The following is a 22,249-nucleotide window of genomic DNA, read 5'->3' on the forward strand; positions in this document are numbered from 1 at the left end:
CTGGTCACGAGCCGGCCGTCGGGTTGGCGTATTTACAGAATGTTGAACGGAACCGTGGTCACCAGACGGAACTCGTTGATGCTGCCATCAGCCTGGTTTTCACTGGCGCGGTGCGCGGTGTAGGTACCACGAATAGTGGTGGCCTTGAACGGGCCGCTCTGTACAGCGTAGGTGGCACCGATGCCGTATTCGTAATGGTGTTCGCCGTCTTGCGACTGGATGCCGTCGTAGCCTTTGTCGGCCACACCTTTGTTGCCGGTGTAGTGGGTGCCGTCGATGCCCCAGCCGCGCGCCTGGTAGATGTTGAACTTCAGGCCTGGTACGCCGTATTCGGCCATGTTCAAGCCGTAGGCAACCTGGAACGACTTCTCGTTCGGACCGTTGAAGTCCGACAGCAGGGAGTTGGCCAGGTAGATGCCGTTCGTTTCGTGCAGGTAGTCGAAGTACTCGTTACCGTTCACTTCCTGGTACGAGAAGGTCAGGCTGTGAGCCTGGTGGGTCAGGCCGAACGACAGGGAATAGGTGTCGTTGTCGATGTCGCCGATCAGCGCCTTACCTTCTTCCTGGGTCTTGTAGTAGTTCAGGCCGGTGGTCAGGCTCAGTACCTGGCTGTCGCCCAGTACGTGGGTGGCGCCGAAATAGTACTGGTTCCAGATGTCTTCGGCCTGGGTGGCCCAGAGGCTGGTGGTCAGGCTGGCGAACGGGGTGTAGGTGATACCGCCGGTGTAGACGTGGTCGGTTTCAACGATGCCATTGGCGTATTCGGTGCGGAATTTGCGCTGGCTTTGTTCGGTACGCGGTGAATTGCGATCGAAGGTGGCCAGGTCGAACGCCAGGTTGTTCAGCTCTTCGCTGTGGATCGCCACACCCTGGAAGCTCGAAGGCAGCGCACGGTTGCCGATGACGTCGACCATCGGGCTGCTGAAGTTCTGACGACCGGCGGTCAGGGTGGTGTTGGAAATACGTGCCTTGACGTTCGCCAGGCCCAACTTGCTCCACTGGCCAACGGCGTCGCCGCCTTCTTCGGTCAGGGTACGGTTGTTGCCTGCGCCTGGGCGAGTGCCCGGTGCGCCGCCGTTGTTGGACGCCAGGTCCTTGCGGTCCTGGTCCAGGGCGATGGCGTTGTAGGCCGCCACTTCAGTGCTGACGCCAACGGTGCCTTCGGTGAAGCCCGAGTTGTACTTGAGGATCGTGCCCTGGACCCAGTTGATACGGCGGTCAGTTGGCGTTGAAACACCATTTTTCTTGTAAGCGAAATTGGCGCCCCGCTTCAGTTGTTCGTTGGCGTACCAGTTGCGAGTGGTGCCGGTGATCGACTGGCCTTCGAGAAAGCCGGTGGCTTCGCTCTGGGCACTTTTCTCATTCACGGTCACCGGGGTGTACGCCTGGCTCTGGGTTTCAGCGTATGCCGTGGCGGTAATGCTGCTGATGGCCAGGGCCAGTAGCGCGGTGCTGCTCAGTTTCATGGGTGAAGCTCCTTGGTTTCTATTATTAATGCCGGCCTTTTTTGGTGGTTCGGCTATTTGCTTTTGAACTCATTGACGCGTTGCAAACGTTTGCCTGGTGCCAAATTGGCGAATTACGGCAATACGCTTGCGGGAGGGCGCAATGCGCCCCCAAGCGTTTTCAGCTACACGGTTTTATTTTTCGATGCTGACACCCGAGAAAACGTTGCGACCGAAAGGGCTGACCTTGAACCCTTCGATTTTGGCGCTCAACGGCTGATTGACCGTCGAGTGTGCGACCGGCGTGATCGGTACCTGCTGCTTGAGGTACTGCTGCGCCTGTTTGTAGAGCAGGGTGCGTTGGTCGCGGTCAGTCACGACCTTGGCCTGCTTGATTAGCTTGTCGTAAGCCGGATCACACCACATGGAGTAGTTGTTGCCGCCGATGGCATCGCAGCTGTACAGCGTGCCGAGCCAATTGTCCGGGTCACCGTTGTCACCGGTCCAGCCGATCAGGCTGATGTCGTGCTCGCCATTCTTGGTGCGCTTGATGTACTCGCCCCATTCGTAGCTGACGATCTTGACCTTGAGGCCGATCTTCGCCCAGTCAGCCTGGAGCATTTCGGCCATCAGCTTGGCGTTGGGGTTGTAGGGGCGCTGTACGGGCATGGCCCACAGGGTGATTTCGGTACCTTCCTTCACGCCGGCAGCCTTGAGCAGTTCCTTGGCTTTTTCCGGGTTATAGGCAGCGTCCTTGATCGTCTCATCGTAGGACCATTGGGTCGGCGGCATGGCGTTGACCGCCAGTTGCCCTGCACCTTGGTAAACGGCATTGAGAATGCCTTGCTTGTTCACCGCCATGTCCAGCGCCTGGCGCACTTCGAGCTGGTCGAATGGCTTGTGACGGACGTTGTAGGCGATGTAGCCGAGGTTGAAACCGGGCTTTTCGATCAATTGCAGCTTGGGGTCGTTTTTCAGCGCGGTGACGTCGGCAGGGCGTGGGTGCAGGGTAATCTGGCACTCATTGGCCTTGAGTTTCTGCACGCGCACCGAAGCGTCGGTGTTGATGGCGAAAATCAGGTTATCGAGCTTGACCCGGCTCGGGTCCCAGTAATGCTTGTTACCGGTGTAGCGGATGTTCGAGTCTTTCTGGTAACTCTTGAACACGAACGGCCCGGTGCCGATCGGCTTCTGGTTGATGTCGCTCGGCTTGCCTTCGGCGAGCAGCTTGTCGGCGTACTCGGCGGAGAGGATCGCGGCGAAGCTCATGGCGATGTTCTGGATGAACGCGGCGTCCACGCTGTTGAGCGTCATGACCACGGTCAGCGGCCCGGTCTTTTCGACCTTGGCGATGTTTTTGTTCAGGCTCATCCCGTTGAAATAGGGGAATTCGGTCGGGTAAGCCTTACGGAAAGGTTGCTGCGGGTCGAGCATGCGATTGAACGTGAACAGCACGTCATCGGCGTTGAAGTCGCGGGTCGGTGTGAAGTACTTGGTTGTATGAAACTTCACCTCTGGGCGCAGGTGAAAGGTGTACGTGAGACCGTCTTCGGAAATATCCCAACTGGTGGCCAGGCCGGGTACGACGTTGGTTGAGCCTTTTTCAAACTCTGCCAGGCGGTTGTACAGCGGTTCGGCGGCGTCGTTGTCGGTCGCGGTGGTGTACTGCGCAGTGTCGAAACCGGCGGGACTGCCTTCGGAACAGAACACCAGGCTGTTGGAGGCAGCCTGACTCATGGACGTGGCGGCCAACAGGCCAGTGCCCAGCAATGCGGATAAAACCAAGGTATGACGCATGACGCTCTCTCTCTTGTTCAGTGTTGTGTCAATGAGCCTTCGTCCCGTGCGCAGACGGGGAGGGTCACTGGTTCCAGTCATGGCGTGCAGCAAGAAAACCGAGGGCCCACGCATTCGCTGGTCAGATCCCGACGGTAGGCACCGTGGGTCCGGCAGTAAATACGAAAAGTCCGAAAGACTTGTGGGAAAAGACGACGCGTCCTAGCACCCGCCTGTAGTCAGTGGGCGATTTGGATGTAGGTAATTTCCTGCTTTCTCGGTCGGCAAAGTAACGGCGACGTCATGGACGTCGCCGTTACCAAACCTTATTTGCTGACGCTGACGCCGTAGAAGGAGTTCAAGCCAAACGGGCTGATCTTGAAGTCCTGCACATTGGCGCGCATGGGTTGGAACACCGTCGAGTGAGCGATAGGTGTCATCGGCGTCTGGTCTTTAAGGATGTGTTGCGCCTGCTTGTACAGTTCGGTGCGCTTGCCTTGATCCGAAGTGCGCTTGGCTTGCTTGACGATGTCGTCAAACGGCTTGTAGCACCATTTCGAGAAGTTGTTGCCTTCCAGCGAGTCGCAACCGAACAGCACGTTCAGCCAGTTGTCCGGATCACCATTGTCACCGCTCCAGCCAATCAGCATCGCCTGGTTCTCGCCGCCTTTGGAGCGCTTGATGTACTCGCCCCATTCGTAGCTCTGGATCTTGACCTTGAGGCCGATCTTCGCCCAGTCGGACTGCAGCATTTCTGCCATCAGCTTGGCGTTCGGGTTATACGGACGCTGTACCGGCATGGCCCAGAGAACGATTTCGGTGCCGTCCTTGACGCCGGCTTCCTTGAGCAGCTCTTTGGCTTTCTCAGGATTGTACGGCGCATCCTTGATGGTGGTGTCGTAGGACCACTGGGTCGGAGGCATGGCGTTGACGGCCAGTTGGCCAGCGCCCTGGTACACCGAGTCGATGATCTGTTGCTTGTTGACTGCCATGTCCAGTGCCTGGCGCACTTTCAATTGGGCCAACGGGTTTGGCTCATTGCTGCCCTTGACCTTGTCCATCACGTTGTAGGCGATGTAGCCCAGGTTGAAACCAGCCTGGTCAGGCAGCTTCAGGGTCTTGTCTTCGCGCAGCGCTTTCAGGTCGGCTGGACGAGGGAACAGGGTGACCTGGCATTCGTTTTTCTTCAGTTTCTGGATACGTACCGACGGGTCGGTGGTGATGGCGAAGATCAGGTTGTCGATCTTGACGTCGTCCGGCTTCCAGTAGTCCTTGTTCCCGGTGTAGCGGATGTTGGAATCTTTCTGGTAGCTCTTGAACACGAACGGACCAGTGCCGACCGGCTTCTGGTTGATGTCGGCGGCCTTGCCTTCTTTCAGTAGCTGGGCGGCGTATTCGGCGGACTGGATCGAGGCGAAGCTCATGGCCATGTTCTGGATGAACGCGGCATCGACGTCCTTGAGGGTGAACTTGACGGTCTTGTCGTCGACTTTATCGATCTTGGTGATGTTGGTGTCCATCCCCATGTCGGTGAAGTACGGGAATTCGGTAGGGTACGCTTTGCGGAACGGGTCATCCTTGCTAATCATGCGATTAAAGGTGAACAGCACGTCGTCGGCGTTGAATTCGCGGGTCGGCTTGAAATACGGGGTGGTGTGGAACTTGACACCGTCACGCAGGTGGAAGGTATACGTCAGGCCGTCATCGGAGACGTCCCAGCTGGTCGCCAGGCCAGGAATTACGGCGGTGCCGCCGCGCTCGAACTGGGTCAGGCGGTTGAACATGGTTTCGGCAGAGGCGTCGAAGTCGGTTCCGGTGGTGTATTGACCTGGATCGAAACCGGCCGGGCTCCCTTCGGAGCAGAACACCAGGTTAGTCGCAGCTTGAGCGAACGGCGCACTAGCCAAAAGGCTGGCGCCGACTAAAAACGGAATGACCGCGTGTTTAAGCATGGTGGCCTCATGATTTGTTGTCATTTTTGATTTTGAGGACGACCTCGTGAGTCGTGCCTGCGGATACTTATGCAGGGGCCATACCCAATGCAAGATCCAGAGCGACTACAAGCCTTAAACAGTGGCACGAACGTACCTTAATGTCGCAATTGTATAAAACTCGACGCATTTGATCGTTTGCGCGGCCTTTTTGTAGTGCAACTGGCGCACTTTTTTGGTGCGTTGAAGCCTTGGGGTGCCCGTGGGTGGGGCAAGGTGTTACCTATTTATACCCCGTCCTTGAGGGGTGTGTGGCGGTTAATCGAAGTGGTTATCGTTGCACGGGTACTGATCGCAAGGTGCGAGTTGTACAAGGTGCAACTTTTCATTTCGGCTTGTACGACATCTCTGTAGGAGATGCCGCAGGCTGCGATCTTTCGGTCGCCACTGAAATGTCCTTGAGAGCATAGAACAAGATCAAAAGATCGCCCGAACGCGCCCGAGACTGCGTCAGTTCCTGCAGGGGGCGCAAAAAAACGGCGATCAGTTGAGTGATCGCCGTTTTTGTAATTCATGTCATCGAATCAAGGCATCAGCACTTCAATCGAGCCATCGGCCGTCATGCTGACCTGGCTGGTGCCGGCTTCCACTTCCGGCGTCACTGGAGCGGCATCCATGCTGGCGGCTTTCATCATCATCGGCCCGCGCATATACGGTTGTGGATAACCGTTGCTGTTGAGGTTCAGGTTGACGATTTTGTAGCCCTTGCCACCCAGGGCGTCGGTGGCCAATTGGGCACGGGCCTTGAAGGCGCTAACGGCGTCCTTGAGCAGGGCGTCTTCGCTGGCTTTGCGGGTTGGCGTGGCGATGGCGAAGTCCATGCCGCCCATTTTCAGGTCGGTGAGGAGTTCGCCGGTCAGCTTCGACAGTGCGGCGAAGTCCGAGCTTTCCAGGCGCAGTTCAGCGCGTTCGCGCCAGCCAGTGATCTTCTGACCCTTGGTGTCGTAGATCGGGTAGCTGTTGCGGCTGCCCTGACGCAGGGTGATGTCCTTGACCTGCTTGGCCTGAGCCAGGGCCTTGTTCATGGTGGTGCTGACGTCCGCGGCAAGTTTGGCCGGGTCGGTATTCTGCTCTTCGGTGTAGAGGGTCACGATCATCAGGTCGCGAGCCACTTCCTGGCTGACTTCGGCGCGCAGGGAAATCTGGTTGTAATGAAGCTCGTCGGCGGCCAGGGCCGGAAGGGCGGCGAGAGTGCCGGCACTCAGGGCGAGGAGGGCGGCGCTACGGCGGAATGTGTGCATGAAGGCTCCTAAGTGGGTGCGCAGGTTGTGTCCCTGCGTGAACCCATCAGACTCTAGCGTTGATGATCTGGTTCGCACAGTTACAACTTCTATACAGGTGTACATCACCCCCTGTAGGAGCGAACATGCTCGCGATGAACCCGAGAGCACCGCGGGGTGCCAGATTCCCAGCGTTATCGTTGACGATCATCGCGAGCGTGCTCGCTCCTGCATGTGGCCGTTTGCCGCACTTTCGCCTGTCAGCCCCCGCGCTTGGTTATACTCCCGTCGATCCGCCTGGAGCGCTCATCAGGAGAGCTCATGCTCGCCCCCGTCCAAATTACTTCCGCCACGCGCCAGAATCTCTGGCGGTTGACGTTTATACGCACCTTGGTCCTGGCCGCTCAAGCCGGTTCCGTAGGCCTGGCCTACTGGCTCGAACTGCTGCCACTGCCCTGGTTCCAACTGGCCGCGACGCTCGGCTGTTCGATGCTGCTGTGTGCTTTCACGGCCATTCGGCTGCGCACCACTTGGCCGGTCACCGAGCTCGAATACGCGGTGCAACTGGCCTGCGATCTGTTTATCCACAGCGCATTACTGTATTTCTCGGGGGGGTCGACCAACCCCTTCGTCTCTTATTACCTGGTGCCGCTGACCATCGCGGCAGTGACCTTGCCATGGCGTTACTCGGTGATTCTGTCGGGCATCGCCTTGACCCTGTATACCTTGCTGCTCGCACGCTTCTATCCGCTGCAAACCTTCCCGATCGCCCGGGAAAACCTGCAGGTGTACGGGATGTGGTTGAGCTTCGCCCTGGCGGCGGCAGTCATCACGTTCTTCGCCGCGCGCATGGCCGAAGAGCTGCGTCGCCAGGAAGAGTTGCGGGCCATCCGCCGGGAAGAAGGCCTGCGCGACCAGCAACTGCTGGCAGTCGCCACCCAGGCGGCGGGCGCTGCCCATGAGCTGGGTACACCGCTGGCAACCATGAGCGTGTTGCTCAAGGAGATGCAACAGGACCATCCTGACCCGATGCTGCAGGATGACCTGAAGGTGCTGCAGGACCAGGTCAAGTTGTGCAAAGAGACCTTGCAGCAGCTTGTTCGAGCGGCGGAAGCCAATCGCCGGCTGGCGGTGGAGATGCAGGACGTCACCGACTGGCTCGACGAAGCGCTCAATCGCTGGCACCTGATGCGCCCGGAAGCCAGTTATCGCTTCCAGCGCCTTGGCCAGGGCACGGTGCCGCGCATGGCGCCGCCGCCGGACCTGACCCAGGCGTTGCTCAATTTGCTCAACAACGCGGCGGATGCCTGTCCCGAGGGGCTGCAAGTTACCCTGGACTGGAATGCAGAGGATTTGACCATCAGCATCCGCGACCACGGTGCCGGTGTGCCGCTGGCCATCGCCGAGCAGATCGGCAAGCCATTTTTTACCACCAAGGGCAAAGGTTTCGGCCTGGGCCTGTTTTTGAGCAAGGCCAGCGTGACACGCGCCGGCGGCTCAGTGAAACTCTACAGTCATGAGGAAGGCGGCACGCTCACCGAGCTGCGCCTGCCCCACGGCGCCCGAGGAGACCAACATGAGTGACGAAATCCAAGTCGAAGGCGAAGAACTGCCGCATTTGCTGCTGGTCGACGACGACGCGACCTTTACCCGGGTGATGGCCCGCGCCATGGCCCGCCGTGGCTTCCGCGTCAGCACTGCCGGTTCCGCTGAAGAGGGGCTGACCATCGCCCAGGCCGACCTGCCGGACTATGCCGCCCTGGACCTGAAAATGGATGGCGATTCCGGTTTGGTATTGCTGCCCAAGCTGCTGGAAATGGACCCGGAAATGCGCGTGGTGATCCTCACCGGTTATTCGAGCATCGCCACCGCCGTGGAGGCGATCAAGCGTGGCGCCTGCAACTACCTGTGCAAACCGGCCGACGCCGACGACGTGCTGGCCGCGCTGTTGTCCGAACACGCCGACCTCGACAGCCTGGTGCCGGAAAACCCGATGTCCGTGGACCGCCTGCAGTGGGAACACATCCAACGCGTGTTGGCCGAGCACGAAGGCAACATCTCCGCCACCGCCCGCGCCCTGGGCATGCACCGCCGCACGCTGCAGCGCAAACTGCAGAAGCGCCCGGTTCGTCGCTGAACCAGCGCTGAACGAATGCGGGCCGCTCCTCGCGACAAACCGAACCGATCATCTATGATCGGTTCGTGCACGTACTTTTTCTTATCGAGCCTTATCCATGAATCAGAACGCTGAGTACTCCGCGGTCAATGATGTTGTGCGCGGGCAGTTTTTCCGAAAAGTCTGGGCGATGATCACGCCTTACTGGCGCAGTGAAGAAAAGGTCAAGGCCTGGACGTTGCTGATCGCAGTGATTGCGCTGTCGTTGATGGGGGTGGGGATCTCGGTGTGGTTCAACACCTGGTACAAGGATTTCTACAATGCCTTGCAGCAAAAGGACGAGGCGGCATTCTGGCGGCTGATCCTGTATTTCTGCGCGATTGCCGCGGTGGCGATTGTCGGTGCGGTGTACCGGCTCTACCTGACACAGATGCTGACGATTCGCTGGCGGGCGTGGCTCACCGAAAAACATTTCGCTCGTTGGCTGAGCAACAAGAACTATTACCAACTGGAGCAGGGCGGTTACACCGATAACCCGGACCAGCGCATTTCCGAAGACCTCAACAATTTTACCTCCGACACCTTGAGCCTGGGCGTTGGGCTGCTGCGCAATATCGTCAGCCTGGTGTCGTTCTCGATCATCCTCTGGGGTGTTTCGGGGAGCATCGAAGTGTTCGGTGTGACCATTCCCGGCTATATGTTCTGGTGCGTACTGGTCTACGCGGTGGTAGGTAGCTGGCTGACGCATTTGATCGGTCGCCGGTTGATCGGCCTGAATAACCGCCAGCAACGCTTCGAAGCCGACCTGCGTTTTTCCATGGTACGGGTTCGCGAGAACGCTGAAAGCATCGCGTTGTACAACGGCGAGCCCAACGAGAACCGCCGCTTGACCCATCGCTTCTCGATGGTCTGGCACAATTTCTGGGACATCATGAAGGTGTCCAAGCGCCTGACCTTCTTCACGTCCGGTTACGAGCAGGCGGCCATCATCTTTCCCTTCATGGTTGCCGCGCCGCGTTACCTGTCGGGCAAGATCGAACTGGGCGAGCTGATGCAGATCAGTTCGGCGTTCGGCAATGTCCAGGACAGCTTCAGCTGGTTTATTACCGCCTACCAGAGCCTCGCCTCATGGCGCGCCACCTGCGATCGTCTGCTCAGCTTCCGTCAGGCGATGACGGATAACGAGCAACGCGCCCCGGCCATCGACGTGCAGAACTCGGGATCAGCCTTGAAGGTGCACAACCTCGGCCTCGACCTGGCTGACGGTCGCCACCTGTTGACCAATGGCGACATGACCGTGCAAGAGGGTGAGCGCGTAATGCTCAGCGGTCGTTCAGGCAGCGGCAAGTCGACCTTGCTGCGGGCGATGGGGCACCTGTGGCCTGCGGGGCACGGCAGTATTCGCCTGCCAGCGGCGCGCTATCTGTTCCTGCCGCAAAAACCTTACTTGCCGATCGGCACACTGCGTGAGGCGCTGAGTTATCCACAGGCCGGCGATACCTATCCGAATGAGCGCTACGTGCACGTCCTGGAAACCTGCCGCCTGCCGCACCTGGTGGCGCGCCTCGACGAAGCCAATCACTGGCAGCGCATGTTGTCGCCGGGTGAGCAGCAACGCCTGGCCTTTGCGCGTGCGTTGCTTTACGCCCCGCAATGGCTGTACATGGACGAAGCGACTTCAGCGATGGATGAAGAAGACGAAGCGTCGCTGTATCAGGCGCTGATCGATGAGTTGCCAGGGCTGAGTATCGTCAGCGTCGGGCATCGCAGCAGCCTCAAGCGGTTCCACCCACGGCATGTTCGTATCGAGAACGGCCATCTGGTGGATCAGACCGTGACCGCATAAGCACCGCGCCCCCTGTAGGTGATCGTACAACCGCGTTGCGCTATGATGCGGTTTCAGCAGCCGAATTTGTCGAGACAGATGTTCACCATGGAAAACCCGAACGCCTCACCACGCCTCCCTCGCAAGCGCCGCAGCCTCGCTCAGGAACTGGTGACGGTGCTGTCCGAGCAGATCCGCGATGGTCACCTCAAGCGTGGCGACAAGTTGCCCACAGAGTCGGCGATCATGGATGCCCATGGCGTCAGCCGCACGGTGGTGCGCGAGGCGATTTCCCGTTTGCAGGCGGCCGGTCAGGTGGAAACCCGTCACGGCATCGGCACCTTCGTGCTTGATACCCCGAGCCCGAGTGGTTTTCGCATCGACCCGGCGACCGTCGTCACCCTGCGTGATGTGCTGGCCATCCTGGAACTGCGCATCAGCCTCGAAGTGGAGTCCGCCGGCCTGGCCGCGCAACGTCGCAGCCCCGAGCAGTTGGCGCTGATGCGCGCGGCGCTGGATGCCCTCAATGAAAGTGTTTCCCACGCCAGCGATGCCGTGGCCTCGGACTTCCAGTTCCACCTGCAGATTGCCCTGGCGACCGGCAACCGCTACTTCACCGACATCATGACTCACCTGGGCACCAGCATTATCCCGCGCACTCGCCTCAACTCCGCGCGACTGGCCCATGACGACCAGCAGCACTACATGAATCGCCTGAGCCGCGAGCACGAAGAGATCTACGACGCGATCGCCCGCCAGGACTCCGATGCGGCGCGTGCGGCCATGCGCTTGCACCTGACCAACAGCCGCGAGCGGTTGCGTCATGCCCATGAAGAGGCTGAGGCGCAGCGCGGTTGAAACCGGCGGCTTGAGTTACGGCTCTATGCGTAGCTCGAGAGGGTAGGAGCTGGTCACATCACCTGACTCGTTGCAGCTTTGGTAGCGTAGCTGTACGAACTTGTTCACCCATTTCCCTAACGCATCCTTGGATACGTCCGTACTAAAATCCTGCGCTCTTTCCACCTCTCCGGACTCCTCATTCCATCGTGCGAACTGGGCGTAGGGACCGGTCCAGTCCGGTTCCTCGGCATCATCCCCCAAAATGGCACGGACATTGTGCTCCAGTTGTATATCAGCCGAATTCGGGATGCTGATTGCCAGTGCGCCTTTCAGCTTCGACAGCAGTACGACATTGGTGGCGAGATCTTTAAGACCGGGGACTGGATGCGTCATGGCGAGCCTCTTTCTGGTCGAGTCTGGCCACAGGTTGATGGCCGTGGAGCGTTTTATCTCCCATGGCCGCTTCGACCGTAACTGTTAGAAATATCAGTCACGACGAATGGCGTCCGTACCACAGCTTCCTCGATTCTTTCAGTTGTCGAGAGAGGGATTACGACAACGTATGACCTCGTGCCACACGAGCGGCTTATAAATAATCCACATCCATTTTTTCTTAAAGCGCCTGAAAGCCCCGTGATTCAAGGTGTTTTCAGTGGCGTACAGTGGTTCCCTTGCCCACAGGATTTGCACTGGCGATGAAATGCAGTTGACGATTGTATTTTAAGTTGTACGATGACCTACAACTTCAGCGCAGGCTGAACGGTTTTTCACACAACGTCGCTACCCAGGGTGTTCGAATAATGAATCCACAAGAACTGAAGTCCATCCTCTCTTCCGGTCTGCTGTCTTTCCCGGTCACCGATTTCAATGCCCAGGGCGATTTCAACCGCGCTGGCTATATCAAGCGCCTGGAGTGGCTGGCCCCGTACGGCGCCTCGGCTTTGTTCGCCGCGGGCGGCACCGGTGAGTTCTTCTCCCTGGCGGCCAGCGAATACTCGGAAATCATCAAGACGGCCGTCGACACCTGCGCCACCAGCGTGCCGATCCTCGCCGGTGTCGGCGGTTCGACCCGCCAGGCCATCGAATACGCCCAGGAAGCCGAGCGTCTGGGGGCCAAAGGCCTGCTGCTGCTGCCGCACTATCTGACCGAAGCCAGCCAGGACGGCGTTGCCGCTCACGTTGAAGCCGTGTGCAAGTCGGTCAATATTGGCGTGGTGGTCTACAACCGTAACGTCTGCCGCCTGAACGCGCCGCTGTTGGAACGTCTGGCCGAGCGTTGCCCGAACCTGATCGGCTACAAGGATGGCCTCGGTGATATCGAGTTGATGGTGTCGATCCGTCGCCGCCTCGGTGATCGTTTCAGCTACCTGGGTGGTCTGCCGACCGCCGAAGTCTACGCCGCAGCCTATAAGGCGCTGGGCGTACCGGTGTACTCCTCGGCGGTGTTCAACTTCATCCCGAAAACCGCGATGGATTTCTACCACGCCATCGCCCTTGAAGATCACGCCACCGTCGGCAAGATCATCGACGACTTCTTCCTGCCGTACCTGGACATCCGTAACCGCAAAGCCGGTTACGCGGTGAGCATCGTCAAGGCCGGGGCCAAGATTGCCGGTTATGACGCGGGCCCAGTGCGTGCGCCGCTGACCGATCTGACCGGCGAAGAGTACGAAATGCTCGCCGCGCTGATCGACAAGCAGGGCGCGCAATAACAATGATCAAACCGAAGCCGCTGAGCGATCAGCGGCTTTTTGCGTGAGGAGAACGACTCGTGACAAAGCGCTACGACAACTACATCAACGGTGAATGGGTCGCCGGTGCCGATTACTCGGTCAACATCAACCCGTCCGAACTGAGCGACGCCATCGGCGATTACGCCAAGGCTGATCTGGCTCAGGTCCACGCCGCCATCGACGCCGCCCGTGCCGCATTCCCGGCGTGGTCGGTTTCGGGCATTCAGGCCCGTCACGATTCCCTGGATAAAGTCGGTAACGAGATCCTCGCCCGCCGCGAAGAACTCGGCACCCTGCTGGCCAGGGAAGAGGGCAAGACCCTGCCCGAAGCCATCGGCGAAGTGACCCGCGCCGGCAACATATTCAAGTTCTTCGCCGGTGAATGCCTGCGCCTGTCCGGCGACTACCTGCCGTCGGTGCGTCCGGGCGTCAATGTTGAAGTCACCCGCGAAGCCCTGGGTGTGGTCGGCCTGATCACACCGTGGAATTTCCCGATAGCGATCCCCGCCTGGAAAATCGCTCCGGCCCTGGCCTACGGCAACTGCGTGGTGTTGAAACCGGCTGATCTGGTGCCGGGCTGCGCCTGGGCGCTTGCGGAAATCATCTCCCGCGCAGGCTTCCCGTCCGGTGTCTTCAACCTGGTGATGGGCAGCGGTCGTGTGGTTGGCGATGCACTGGTCAACAGCCCGAAAGTCGACGGCATCAGCTTCACCGGTTCCGTGGGTGTCGGTCGTCAGATCGCCGTGAATTGCGTGTCGCGCCAGGCCAAGGTGCAGCTGGAAATGGGTGGCAAGAACCCGCAGATCATTCTCGACGACGCCGACCTCAAGCAAGCGGTCGAGCTGTCGGTACAGAGCGCGTTCTACTCCACCGGCCAGCGTTGCACGGCATCGAGTCGCTTCATCGTCACCGCCGGGATCCACGACCAGTTCGTCGAAGCCATGGCTGAGCGCATGAAATCGATCAAGGTGGGTCACGCATTGAAAGCCGGCATCGACATCGGTCCGGTGGTGTCGCAAGCGCAGCTTGAACAGGACATGAAATACATCGACATCGGCCAGTCCGAAGGTGCGCGCCTGGTCAGTGGCGGTGGCCTGGTGACCTGCGACACCGAAGGCTACTTTCTCGCGCCAACACTGTTTGCCGACAGCCAAGCCTCGATGCGCATCAGCCGCGAAGAGATCTTCGGCCCGGTGGCCAACATCGTTCGCGTAGCCGATTACGAAGCCGCACTGGCCATGGCCAACGACACCGAGTTCGGTCTGTCGGCGGGCATCGCCACCACTTCCTTGAAGTATGCCAACCACTTCAAGCGCCACTCCCAGGCCGGGATGGTGATGGTCAACCTGCCGACCGCTGGCGTGGATTACCACGTTCCGTTCGGCGGGCGTAAAGGTTCATCCTATGGATCACGTGAGCAAGGTCGCTATGCGCAAGAGTTCTACACGGTCGTAAAAACGGCCTACGTCGGCTCCTGATACACCGCAATACCTTGTAGGAGCCGGCTTGCTGGCGATGCAGGCACCGCGGGGTGTCATTTACACCGCGGCGACGCGATCGCCAGCAATCGAGCGTCGACCGGCCGTTCCTACAGGCTGCAACGTTATTACCCGCATAAAAATAATCAGTGGGAGTACATCTACATGCAATCGACCAAGAAGCCGACTCACGTCCGCTATTTGATCCTGCTCATGCTGTTTCTGGTGACCACGATCAACTACGCCGACCGCGCCACCATTGCCATCGCCGGCTCCAGCCTGCAAAAAGACCTGGGCATTGACGCAGTCACCCTCGGCTATATCTTCTCCGCATTCGGTTGGGCCTACGTGGCCGGGCAAATTCCCGGTGGCTGGCTGCTGGACCGTTTCGGTTCGAAAAAAATCTATGCACTGAGCATCTTCACCTGGTCGCTGTTCACCGTGTTACAGGGTTATGTCGGCGAGTTCGGCATGTCCACGGCGGTGGTTGCGCTGTTCATGCTTCGCTTTCTCGTCGGTCTGGCCGAAGCGCCATCCTTCCCCGGCAACGCACGAATCGTCGCGGCCTGGTTCCCGACCGCTGAACGTGGCACCGCTTCAGCGATCTTCAACTCGGCGCAATACTTTGCCACGGTGTTGTTCGCACCGCTGATGGGCTGGATCGTCTACAGCTTCGGCTGGCAGCACGTGTTCATCGTCATGGGCGTGATCGGCATCATTTTCTCGGGCATCTGGCTGAAGGTTATCCACAGCCCGCGCCAGCACCCGATGATCAACGACGCCGAGTTCCAGCACATCGCCGACAACGGCGGCATGGTTGACATGGACCAGGACAAAGGCAAGGGCAAGAAGGGCGACGGTCCGAAGTGGGACTACATCCGCCAGTTGCTGACCAATCGCATGATGTTGGGCGTATACCTCGGCCAATACTGCATCAACGGCATCACTTACTTCTTCCTGACCTGGTTCCCGGTGTACCTGGTTCAAGAGCGCGGCATGACCATCCTCAAGGCCGGTTTCATCGCCTCGTTGCCGGCGATCTGCGGCTTCATCGGCGGTGTGCTCGGCGGGGTGATTTCCGATTACCTGCTGCGCAAAGGCCATTCCCTGACCTTCGCCCGCAAGGCGCCGATCATCGCCGGCCTGCTGGTCTCCAGCAGCATCGTCGCGTGCAACTACGTGGACGTTGAGTGGATGGTCGTGGGCTTCATGGCGCTGGCATTCTTCGGCAAAGGCGTGGGTGCCTTGGGTTGGGCGGTGGTGTCCGATACTTCACCGAAGCAGATCGCCGGTCTTAGCGGTGGCCTGTTCAACACCTTCGGCAACCTGGCGTCCATCACCACGCCGATCGTCATTGGCTACATCATCAGTTCCACTGGTTCGTTCAAATGGGCGCTGGTGTTTGTCGGTTGCAACGCACTGGTCGCGGTGTTCAGCTACCTGGTGATCGTCGGTCCGATCAAGCGTGTGGTGCTCAAGGAACCGCCGGTCAACGGTCCTGAAGCATCCGGTAAATTGTCTCAAGCGCATTCCTGAGGAGCGGCGTCATGCAGTTGATTGAACATTCCGATTCGCCGCGCTACATCCGCCTGCACGAGCGAGACAACGTGGTGATCGTGGTCAATGACCAGGGGGTGCCGGCCGGCACCGAGTTTTCCGATGGCCTGGTCACCGTCGACTTCGTGCCACAGAGCCACAAGGTCACCCTGGAGGACATTCCCGAGGGTGGCCAGGTGATTCGTTACGGGCAGGTCATCGGCTACGCCCTGCAGCCGATTCCCCGTGGCAGTTGGGTCAAGGAAGATCAATTGCGCATGCCGACCGCGCCGCCGCTGGACAGCCTGCCGCTGTCCACCGAGGTGCCGGCCGCGCAGGCACCGCTTGAAGGCTTCACCTTCGAGGGTTATCGCAACGCCGACGGCACCGTCGGCACGCGCAACATTCTGGGTATCACCACTACGGTGCAATGCGTCACCGGCGTGCTGGATCACGCGGTCAAGCGCATCAAGGAAGAGCTTCTGCCCAAGTACCCGCACGTCGATGACGTGGTGGCGCTGACCCACAGCTATGGCTGTGGCGTGGCGATCACCGCCACCGACGCCGACATCCCGATTCGCACTGTGCGTAACCTGGCGCGCAACCCGAACCTGGGTGGCGAAGCGCTGGTGATCAGCCTGGGTTGTGAAAAATTGCAGGCCGGGCAGGTGATGCACGAGGGCGATGCCTCGGTGGATCTGAGCGAGCCGTGGTTGTATCGCCTGCAGGATTCCAGTCACGGTTTTACCGAGATGATCGAGCAGATCATGGAGCTGGCTGAAACCCGTTTGAAGAAGCTCGATCAACGTCGCCGGGAAACCGTGCCCGCGTCCGAGCTGATCCTGGGCATGCAGTGTGGCGGCAGCGACGCGTTTTCCGGGATTACCGCCAACCCGGCGCTGGGCTATGCCTCGGACCTGTTGTTGCGTGCGGGTGCGACGGTGATGTTTTCCGAAGTCACCGAAGTGCGCGATGCGATCTACCTGCTGACCTCCCGTGCGCAAACCAAAGAAGTTGCCCAGGAGCTGGTATGGGAAATGGACTGGTACGACCGTTACCTGGCCAAGGGCGAAGCGGACCGTAGCGCCAACACCACGCCGGGCAACAAGAAGGGCGGTTTGTCGAACATTGTCGAGAAGTCCCTGGGTTCGATCGTCAAGTCCGGTAGCAGCGCCATCACGGGTGTGCTCGGCCCAGGCGAACGGTTCAAGGAAAAAGGCCTGATTTTCTGCGCGACCCCGGCCAGTGACTTTGTCTGCGGCACGTTGCAGTTGGCGGCGGGCATGAACCTGCACGTGTTTACCACGGGCCGCGGCACGCCTTACGGGTTGGCCATGGCGCCGGTGGTGAAGGTATCGACCCGGACCGAACTGGCGCAGCGCTGGCCGGATCTGATCGACATCGACGCCGGGCGTATTGCCACCGGGCGCGCATCCATCGAGGAACTTGGCTGGGAGTTGTTCCACTACTACCTGGATGTAGCCAGTGGCAAGCAGCAGACGTGGGCTGAAAAGCACAAGCTGCATAACGACATCACGTTGTTCAACCCGGCGCCGATTACCTGAGACCGCATTATCGTTCTTCGCGAGCAGGCTCGCTCCCACAGTGGAATGAATTCCAGTGGGAGCGAGCCTGCTCGCGAAGGCGATCTAGCAGGCGCCGGAGTCCTCAGTGGCTTATCATTAGCCTCCTAACGACGCCCACCTCAAGGTCCTCCCCGGCATGCTGGCAATTTTCCTCGAAACCCTGAACATCACCGCACCGGTGTTCGCCATGCTGTTTCTGGGGGTGTTGCTCAAGCGCATCGACTGGATCAACGACAACTTCATTCACACCGCCTCGTCCCTGGTGTTCAACGTCACCATGCCGGCACTGCTGTTTCTGGGCATCCTGCACGCCGACTTGCACGCCGCATTGCAACCGGCCCTGCTGATCTACTTCTCCCTCGCGACCCTGGTGTGCTTTGCCATCGCCTGGGGCTGGGCGATCTTCAGGTGCCCGCGTGAAGACCGGGGGATCTACACCCAGGGCGCTTTTCGCGGTAACAACGGGGTGATCGGCCTGGCACTGGCCGCGAGCATGTACGGCGACTACGGGATATCCCTCGGGGCGATCCTGGCGGCGCTGGTGATTCTGTTCTACAACACCCTCTCGACCATTGTGCTGGCGGTGTACAGCCCGGTAATCAAGTCCGATCCATGGAGCATCTGCAAAAGCGTGATCAGTAACCCGCTGATCATCAGCGTGATTGCGGCCGCGCCCTTTGCTTACTTCAAGATCAGCTTGCCGGGATGGCTGGAGACGTCCGGCCAGTATCTGGCGCAAACCACCTTGCCGTTGGCGTTGATTTGCATCGGCGGCACGCTGTCACTGGCGGCGATGCGAAAAAGTGGCTCGATGGCGCTCAGTTCAAGTCTGTTGAAGATGCTCGGCCTGCCAATCCTGGCGACCGTGGGCGCGTGGCTCTGGGGCTTTCGCGGTGCGGAGTTGGGGATTCTGTTCCTGTACTTCGGCAGCCCGACCGCCGCCGCCAGTTTCGTCATGGCCCGGGCAGCGAATGGCAATCATGAACTGGCGGCGGCGATCATTGTGCTCACCACGCTGATGGCGGCGGTGACCACCAATGTCGGGATCTTTTTGTTGCAGTGGGGGGGCTGGATTTAGCGCTTGGCCAGGTCGGGTAGGGTTTTACACGTGGGCCCGTTCTCTGGAGGGGCAGCGGTCGGGTAGTGCTCAGGCATGATTTGCACCGGTGTGGTGACGACAAAACCATCGGCGAAGGTCGCCTCTAGAAATGTCGCAGCCCAGCCCTGCTCGGGTGTTTCCATATGCACCTGTGCCTGCAACGGGGTGGAAGGGGTGATATGCAGGGGCTGATAGCGAATTGCGCAAGCATCCCGGAAGTCTCGCGCCGTCGGATTCACGGCGGTCCACTGAGTCACCTGGGCAGGCGGCTCGCTGAACTGCAACGAAACGGATTTGCCGGTGCCGTGGGTTGTTGTGCTAGTCGTCATGGAGGGTAGCGGGCGATTTTGCTGCCATCGGTTGACTACGGTAATAAGCGAGCTTTCAACGAATTGCCGAATCCCGCCGTGGCTGGAATTGGGAGCGACCCGTAGGCTTTTCGGCCCGGGCAGACGGTCGAAATAGAAGTCTGTGTTATCTGGAACGAAAAAGTCATCACTACTGGCGTTGACGATGTACTTCGCAATTGACAGCCGCTCGGCATAGGCGCTGTCCAGATAAGCCAAGGGGTCCTCGATGGTCATCAGTTTCTGGAAGTTTTCGCTGTGCCGCCTCTGGATCACCTCTTCACGGTGATAGTCATAGAATGCCAGCGGCCAGTTTTTTCCAAAGGTTTGAAAGGTATGTTCGAACACTTTGTCTGAGCCGAGAATATCAATGACAAAGGGTACGACCGCGTTGACGCGCTCATCCGCAATAGCGGTGAGCCAGGCCACCCAAGCGCGTTTCGACAAGCCACTGGCGATGAATCGTTCGACTTTCCAAGGTTTGAGTTCTTTCTGGGCAAGGTCCATCGCCTTGACCATGGAAGCCATCATCGGCAAATGAACGGACATGTAGGGGCGCGCTTCGGGATTTTCGAGAAATAACTTCCAGCTATGGGCGACGCTTGAGTCTTCTGTACGGGCAATCCCGTCGTCGGCGTAAGTGAGATATTGATTGGGGATATTACTGAGAGAGATGACGATTGTCCGAGTTCTACGTGCAACTTCCAGGGCCATGGATTGAGTGAAATCCGTAGGTTCAGTTTCGATCTTGTTTCCAGCGGGTATATTGGTGCCGTTATTCGCTACCAATATTGCTTGCTCAAGGTTGGCATTGTGCGGGATATAAATATCGACACTATGTTTCCATTGTTTCGGACTGACTAGCCCTTCGGGTGACCACTGCTGAGCCGAAAGCTCAAAGCTGCGCTTTTCTACGCCCGGAAAGAGTTGGGTGCCTTTTGCAGCGTAGAGTAATGGCTTTGACGCTTCCTGGTTTTTATAGCAATTTAGCACTTCGCTGAAATCTTGGATTGGTACTGAGCACCTGTCTACCAAGGTTTCGGCATGTGCAGCGGGGCTTGCCAGTGCAAGGGTTATCAGTATGTTCTGGACCGTGGCAAAAAAGGCGGGTCGCATTGAATCTTCTCGCTTGTTTCAAGTTGTTTAGGAATTGTTGTGACGGTTTTTTTGCGATGGGAGAAGATTGTCTTTGTATTATCGATATGGAAAGGTTTTTCGGGCGTGTTATTTTTCGAGATATTTATATTTGGAAAGTATCGGTGCAAATATGCATCCGTCGGATTTCAGGCAGTCGAAAACATTCGACGGGGCGCCGCAGTCAATTACGTTCCCGTCGAACGAAGTTTTAAACGAGGAGGGTTACTGATATTGCTCGATAACTTCCTGCGCCGCCCGAAACGCATCAATCGCCGCTGGGACACCGGCATACACCGCGCAATGCAGTAGCGCTTCGCGTATCTCTTCCACGGTGCAGCCGTTGTTCAGCGCGCCGCGCACGTGGCCTTTCAATTCCTGCGGGCACTTCAGCGCCGTCAGCGCTGCGAGCGTGATCAGGCTGCGGGTTTTCAAGGGCAGGCCTTCGCGATTCCAGACTCCGCCCCAGGCATGTTCGTTGACGAAATCCTGCAGCGGCTGGGTGAACTCCGTAGCGTTGCCCAGTGCGCGGTCGACAAAGGTGTCGCCCATCACTTGGCGACGTACTTCAACGCCGGTTTTCTTGTTCTCGGTCATGGCAATTCCCTCTTATGGTGTTGGCGACGCCAGGCGCGCAATGACGTGAACAACAAGAACGCCACGAGCGCTGGCAGGACGAAAAACAGCATCAGGTGTTCAAGCTTGCCGGCCAGCGGCATGCCGGTGGTGAACGACACCACGTGCAGTCCGTAAGCCAGGTACAAGCCCAGGAACAGCAGGCCTTCGGCGCGGGTCACGCGGTAACCGGAATAGAACACCGGCAGGCATAGCACCGCGACGCCAAGCATTACCGGCAGGTCGAAATCCAGGGCGTTTGGCGATACCGACAGCGGCGCTGGCGCGACTAGCGCGGTCAGGCCCAGCACACCCAGGAGGTTGAACAAATTGCTGCCAATCACGTTGCCCACGGCAATATCACGCTCGCCGCGCATCGCGGCGATCAACGAAGTGGCGAGCTCAGGCAGTGATGTGCTGACAGCGACGATGGTCAGGCCGATGATCCGCTCCGACAGCCCAAGATCGGTGGCGACCGCAACGGCAGCCCCCAACAGCAGGTGCCCGGCGTACACCAGCATCGCCAGCCCGGCGATAATCATCAGCAGGCTGCTCAGCCATGGCGCCTGGCCGTTGTGCTCATGGCTCGAAACCGGGCGCGCCGAATGCCGTGACTGGCGCAGCAACAAGCCCAGGTAAATCGCCAGTGCCATCAACAGCATCACGCCGTCGGCACGGGTCAGTTCTTCATTCCAGGCGAGTACGAATACCAGCAGGCTGGCGCCGATCATCAGGGGAATATCCAGGCGCACCAGTTGGCGTGACACCCGCAACGGGATGATCAGCGCCGACAATCCGAGGGTGACGAGGATGTTGAAAATGCTGCTGCCGATCACACTGCCGACGGCAATGTCGGCGTTGTGCGCCAAGGTGGCTTGCAAGCTGACCGCCATCTGCGGTGCGCTGCTGCCGAGGGCGACGATGGTCAGGCCGATGATCAGTGGGCGTACATGCAGGCGTGCTGCCAGGCGCACGGCAGCGCGCACCATCAGTTCGGCGCCGGCGATCAGCAACGCCAGCCCGCTGAGCAATTCAATCACGCTGATCAGGGGTAAATCGGCTAGTCCGAAAATGGTCGGGGCTCCGTCGGTCAGTCGAGGGCTTGCACGCGAACCCGCGCGGTGCCGCTCTTGAGCATGCCCAGTCGTTCGGCGGCTTCATGGGATAAATCAATCAGGCGGCCACGGGTGTGCGGGCCACGATCATTGATGCGCACTACGCAGGATCTGTCGTTTTTCAGGTTGGTGACCTTCACCCGTGTACCGAAGGGTAGCTGGCGATGGGCGGCGGTCAGGGAATTCTTGTCGAAACGCTCGCCACTGGCGGTGCGTTTGCCTTGGTGTTTGGCGCCGTAATAGGAGGCAACGCCGGTTTTGTCATAGCCGTGCGGGTCGACGGTGTCGGTGCTGGCGCAACCGGCGAGCAGGGAGAGCAGGGCGCAAAGTCCAAGTAGGCGCTTCATAGAAGTTTTCCCGAAACAAAAAGTGGGAGCGACGGTGCGGCGATCC

Annotated in this window: 18 protein-coding genes; 9 read left to right on the forward strand and 9 right to left on the reverse strand. The window is 59.1% G+C overall.

What is annotated here, in order from left to right; genetic code table 11:
• Positions 1 to 32 precede the first annotated feature (32 nt).
• The 4 genes from PSUM_RS10770 to PSUM_RS10785 all read right to left on the reverse strand — a co-directional run bounded on the left by PSUM_RS10770 (position 33) and on the right by PSUM_RS10785 (position 6,453).
• Positions 33 to 1,466, reverse strand: a complete 1,434-nt coding sequence (locus tag PSUM_RS10770) for an OprD family porin (protein ID WP_020796609.1) — start codon at positions 1,464 to 1,466, stop codon at positions 33 to 35.
• A 174-nt stretch (positions 1,467 to 1,640) separates the two neighbouring features.
• Positions 1,641 to 3,242, reverse strand: a complete 1,602-nt coding sequence (locus PSUM_RS10775) for an ABC transporter substrate-binding protein (RefSeq protein ID WP_020796610.1) — start codon at positions 3,240 to 3,242, stop codon at positions 1,641 to 1,643.
• Between the two features lie 305 nt (positions 3,243 to 3,547).
• Positions 3,548 to 5,173 (reverse strand): ABC transporter substrate-binding protein, encoded by a 1,626-nt coding sequence (locus PSUM_RS10780; protein ID WP_020796611.1) that lies wholly within the window; start codon positions 5,171 to 5,173, stop codon positions 3,548 to 3,550.
• Positions 5,174 to 5,736: 563 nt separating this feature from the next.
• Positions 5,737 to 6,453: an SIMPL domain-containing protein gene (locus tag PSUM_RS10785; RefSeq protein WP_020796612.1), complete on the reverse strand. Its 717-nt coding sequence runs from the start codon at positions 6,451 to 6,453 to the stop codon at positions 5,737 to 5,739.
• A 300-nt stretch (positions 6,454 to 6,753) separates the two neighbouring features.
• Between PSUM_RS10785 and PSUM_RS10790 the strand changes: the two genes are divergently transcribed.
• The 4 genes from PSUM_RS10790 (at position 6,754) to PSUM_RS10805 (ending at position 11,231) form a co-directional block, all read left to right on the forward strand.
• Positions 6,754 to 8,016 carry an ATP-binding protein gene (locus tag PSUM_RS10790; protein ID WP_020796613.1) on the forward strand — a complete coding sequence of 421 codons (1,263 nt, stop codon included), beginning with the start codon at positions 6,754 to 6,756 and terminating at the stop codon, positions 8,014 to 8,016.
• The gene (locus tag PSUM_RS10795) at positions 8,009 to 8,569 is read left to right on the forward strand and encodes a response regulator transcription factor (RefSeq protein ID WP_083348221.1); all 561 of its coding nucleotides are present in this window, start codon (positions 8,009 to 8,011) and stop codon (positions 8,567 to 8,569) included. Before PSUM_RS10790 ends, PSUM_RS10795 begins: the two co-directional genes overlap by 8 nt.
• Before the next feature lie 97 nt (positions 8,570 to 8,666).
• The gene (locus PSUM_RS10800; RefSeq protein WP_020796614.1) at positions 8,667 to 10,394 is read left to right on the forward strand and encodes an ABC transporter ATP-binding protein/permease; all 1,728 of its coding nucleotides are present in this window, start codon (positions 8,667 to 8,669) and stop codon (positions 10,392 to 10,394) included.
• 87 nt (positions 10,395 to 10,481) lie between these two features.
• Positions 10,482 to 11,231, forward strand: coding sequence for a FadR/GntR family transcriptional regulator (locus PSUM_RS10805; RefSeq protein ID WP_042955306.1), 750 nt, complete (start codon positions 10,482 to 10,484; stop codon positions 11,229 to 11,231).
• 15 nt (positions 11,232 to 11,246) lie between these two features.
• Here PSUM_RS10805 and PSUM_RS10810 read toward each other — a convergent pair whose 3' ends face one another.
• Positions 11,247 to 11,606 carry a hypothetical protein gene (locus PSUM_RS10810; protein WP_042955293.1) on the reverse strand — a complete coding sequence of 120 codons (360 nt, stop codon included), beginning with the start codon at positions 11,604 to 11,606 and terminating at the stop codon, positions 11,247 to 11,249.
• Positions 11,607 to 12,013: 407 nt separating this feature from the next.
• On the opposite strand from PSUM_RS10810, the gene kdgD reads away from it, so the two are divergent.
• The 5 genes from kdgD to PSUM_RS10835 all read left to right on the forward strand — a co-directional run bounded on the left by kdgD (position 12,014) and on the right by PSUM_RS10835 (position 18,624).
• Positions 12,014 to 12,925, forward strand: coding sequence for a 5-dehydro-4-deoxyglucarate dehydratase (gene kdgD / locus PSUM_RS10815; RefSeq protein WP_083348222.1), 912 nt, complete (start codon positions 12,014 to 12,016; stop codon positions 12,923 to 12,925).
• 59 nt (positions 12,926 to 12,984) lie between these two features.
• The gene (locus PSUM_RS10820; RefSeq protein WP_083348223.1) at positions 12,985 to 14,424 is read left to right on the forward strand and encodes an aldehyde dehydrogenase family protein; all 1,440 of its coding nucleotides are present in this window, start codon (positions 12,985 to 12,987) and stop codon (positions 14,422 to 14,424) included.
• A gap of 165 nt (positions 14,425 to 14,589) precedes the next feature.
• Entirely contained in the window at positions 14,590 to 15,960 is a 1,371-nt protein-coding gene (locus PSUM_RS10825) for an MFS transporter (protein ID WP_020796619.1), read from the forward strand.
• Positions 15,961 to 15,971: 11 nt separating this feature from the next.
• Positions 15,972 to 17,525, forward strand: coding sequence for a galactarate dehydratase (garD, locus tag PSUM_RS10830; protein ID WP_083348224.1), 1,554 nt, complete (start codon positions 15,972 to 15,974; stop codon positions 17,523 to 17,525).
• A gap of 157 nt (positions 17,526 to 17,682) precedes the next feature.
• On the forward strand, positions 17,683 to 18,624 hold the full coding sequence (locus PSUM_RS10835; RefSeq protein ID WP_083348225.1) for an AEC family transporter: 942 nt from the start codon (positions 17,683 to 17,685) through the stop codon (positions 18,622 to 18,624).
• Here the strand turns inward: PSUM_RS10835 and PSUM_RS10840 are convergent.
• The 4 genes from PSUM_RS10840 to PSUM_RS10855 all read right to left on the reverse strand — a co-directional run bounded on the left by PSUM_RS10840 (position 18,621) and on the right by PSUM_RS10855 (position 22,203).
• A complete protein-coding gene (locus tag PSUM_RS10840; protein ID WP_231989894.1) occupies positions 18,621 to 20,108 on the reverse strand; it encodes a PhoPQ-activated pathogenicity-related family protein in 1,488 nt (495 codons plus the stop codon). The genes PSUM_RS10835 and PSUM_RS10840 overlap by 4 nt on opposite strands.
• Positions 20,109 to 20,351: 243 nt before the next feature.
• On the reverse strand, positions 20,352 to 20,723 hold the full coding sequence (locus PSUM_RS10845) for a carboxymuconolactone decarboxylase family protein (RefSeq protein ID WP_020796623.1): 372 nt from the start codon (positions 20,721 to 20,723) through the stop codon (positions 20,352 to 20,354).
• Positions 20,720 to 21,781: a calcium/sodium antiporter gene (locus tag PSUM_RS10850; protein WP_020796624.1), complete on the reverse strand. Its 1,062-nt coding sequence runs from the start codon at positions 21,779 to 21,781 to the stop codon at positions 20,720 to 20,722. Before PSUM_RS10850 ends, PSUM_RS10845 begins: the two co-directional genes overlap by 4 nt.
• Positions 21,782 to 21,831: 50 nt before the next feature.
• On the reverse strand, positions 21,832 to 22,203 hold the full coding sequence (locus tag PSUM_RS10855) for a septal ring lytic transglycosylase RlpA family protein (protein WP_020796625.1): 372 nt from the start codon (positions 22,201 to 22,203) through the stop codon (positions 21,832 to 21,834).
• Between the last annotated feature and the right edge of the window lie 46 nt (positions 22,204 to 22,249).

It is taken from the genome of Pseudomonas umsongensis, assembly GCF_002236105.1.
Classification (GTDB): Bacteria; Pseudomonadota; Gammaproteobacteria; order Pseudomonadales; family Pseudomonadaceae; genus Aquipseudomonas; species Aquipseudomonas umsongensis.

Bases quoted from the DNA above. Each gene is read 5' to 3' on its own strand.
- PSUM_RS10770 (WP_020796609.1), bottom strand. From the start codon at position 1,466: ATGAAACTGAGCAGCACCGCGCTACTGGCCCTGGCCATCAGCAGCATT.
- PSUM_RS10775 (WP_020796610.1), bottom strand. From the start codon at position 3,242: ATGCGTCATACCTTGGTTTTATCCGCATTGCTGGGCACTGGCCTGTTG.
- PSUM_RS10780 (WP_020796611.1), bottom strand. From the start codon at position 5,173: ATGCTTAAACACGCGGTCATTCCGTTTTTAGTCGGCGCCAGCCTTTTG.
- PSUM_RS10785 (WP_020796612.1), bottom strand. From the start codon at position 6,453: ATGCACACATTCCGCCGTAGCGCCGCCCTCCTCGCCCTGAGTGCCGGC.
- PSUM_RS10790 (WP_020796613.1), top strand. From the start codon at position 6,754: ATGCTCGCCCCCGTCCAAATTACTTCCGCCACGCGCCAGAATCTCTGG.
- PSUM_RS10795 (WP_083348221.1), top strand. From the start codon at position 8,009: ATGAGTGACGAAATCCAAGTCGAAGGCGAAGAACTGCCGCATTTGCTG.
- PSUM_RS10800 (WP_020796614.1), top strand. From the start codon at position 8,667: ATGAATCAGAACGCTGAGTACTCCGCGGTCAATGATGTTGTGCGCGGG.
- PSUM_RS10805 (WP_042955306.1), top strand. From the start codon at position 10,482: ATGGAAAACCCGAACGCCTCACCACGCCTCCCTCGCAAGCGCCGCAGC.
- PSUM_RS10810 (WP_042955293.1), bottom strand. From the start codon at position 11,606: ATGACGCATCCAGTCCCCGGTCTTAAAGATCTCGCCACCAATGTCGTA.
- kdgD (WP_083348222.1), top strand. From the start codon at position 12,014: ATGAATCCACAAGAACTGAAGTCCATCCTCTCTTCCGGTCTGCTGTCT.
- PSUM_RS10825 (WP_020796619.1), top strand. From the start codon at position 14,590: ATGCAATCGACCAAGAAGCCGACTCACGTCCGCTATTTGATCCTGCTC.
- garD (WP_083348224.1), top strand. From the start codon at position 15,972: ATGCAGTTGATTGAACATTCCGATTCGCCGCGCTACATCCGCCTGCAC.
- PSUM_RS10835 (WP_083348225.1), top strand. From the start codon at position 17,683: ATGCTGGCAATTTTCCTCGAAACCCTGAACATCACCGCACCGGTGTTC.
- PSUM_RS10840 (WP_231989894.1), bottom strand. From the start codon at position 20,108: ATGCGACCCGCCTTTTTTGCCACGGTCCAGAACATACTGATAACCCTT.
- PSUM_RS10845 (WP_020796623.1), bottom strand. From the start codon at position 20,723: ATGACCGAGAACAAGAAAACCGGCGTTGAAGTACGTCGCCAAGTGATG.
- PSUM_RS10855 (WP_020796625.1), bottom strand. From the start codon at position 22,203: ATGAAGCGCCTACTTGGACTTTGCGCCCTGCTCTCCCTGCTCGCCGGT.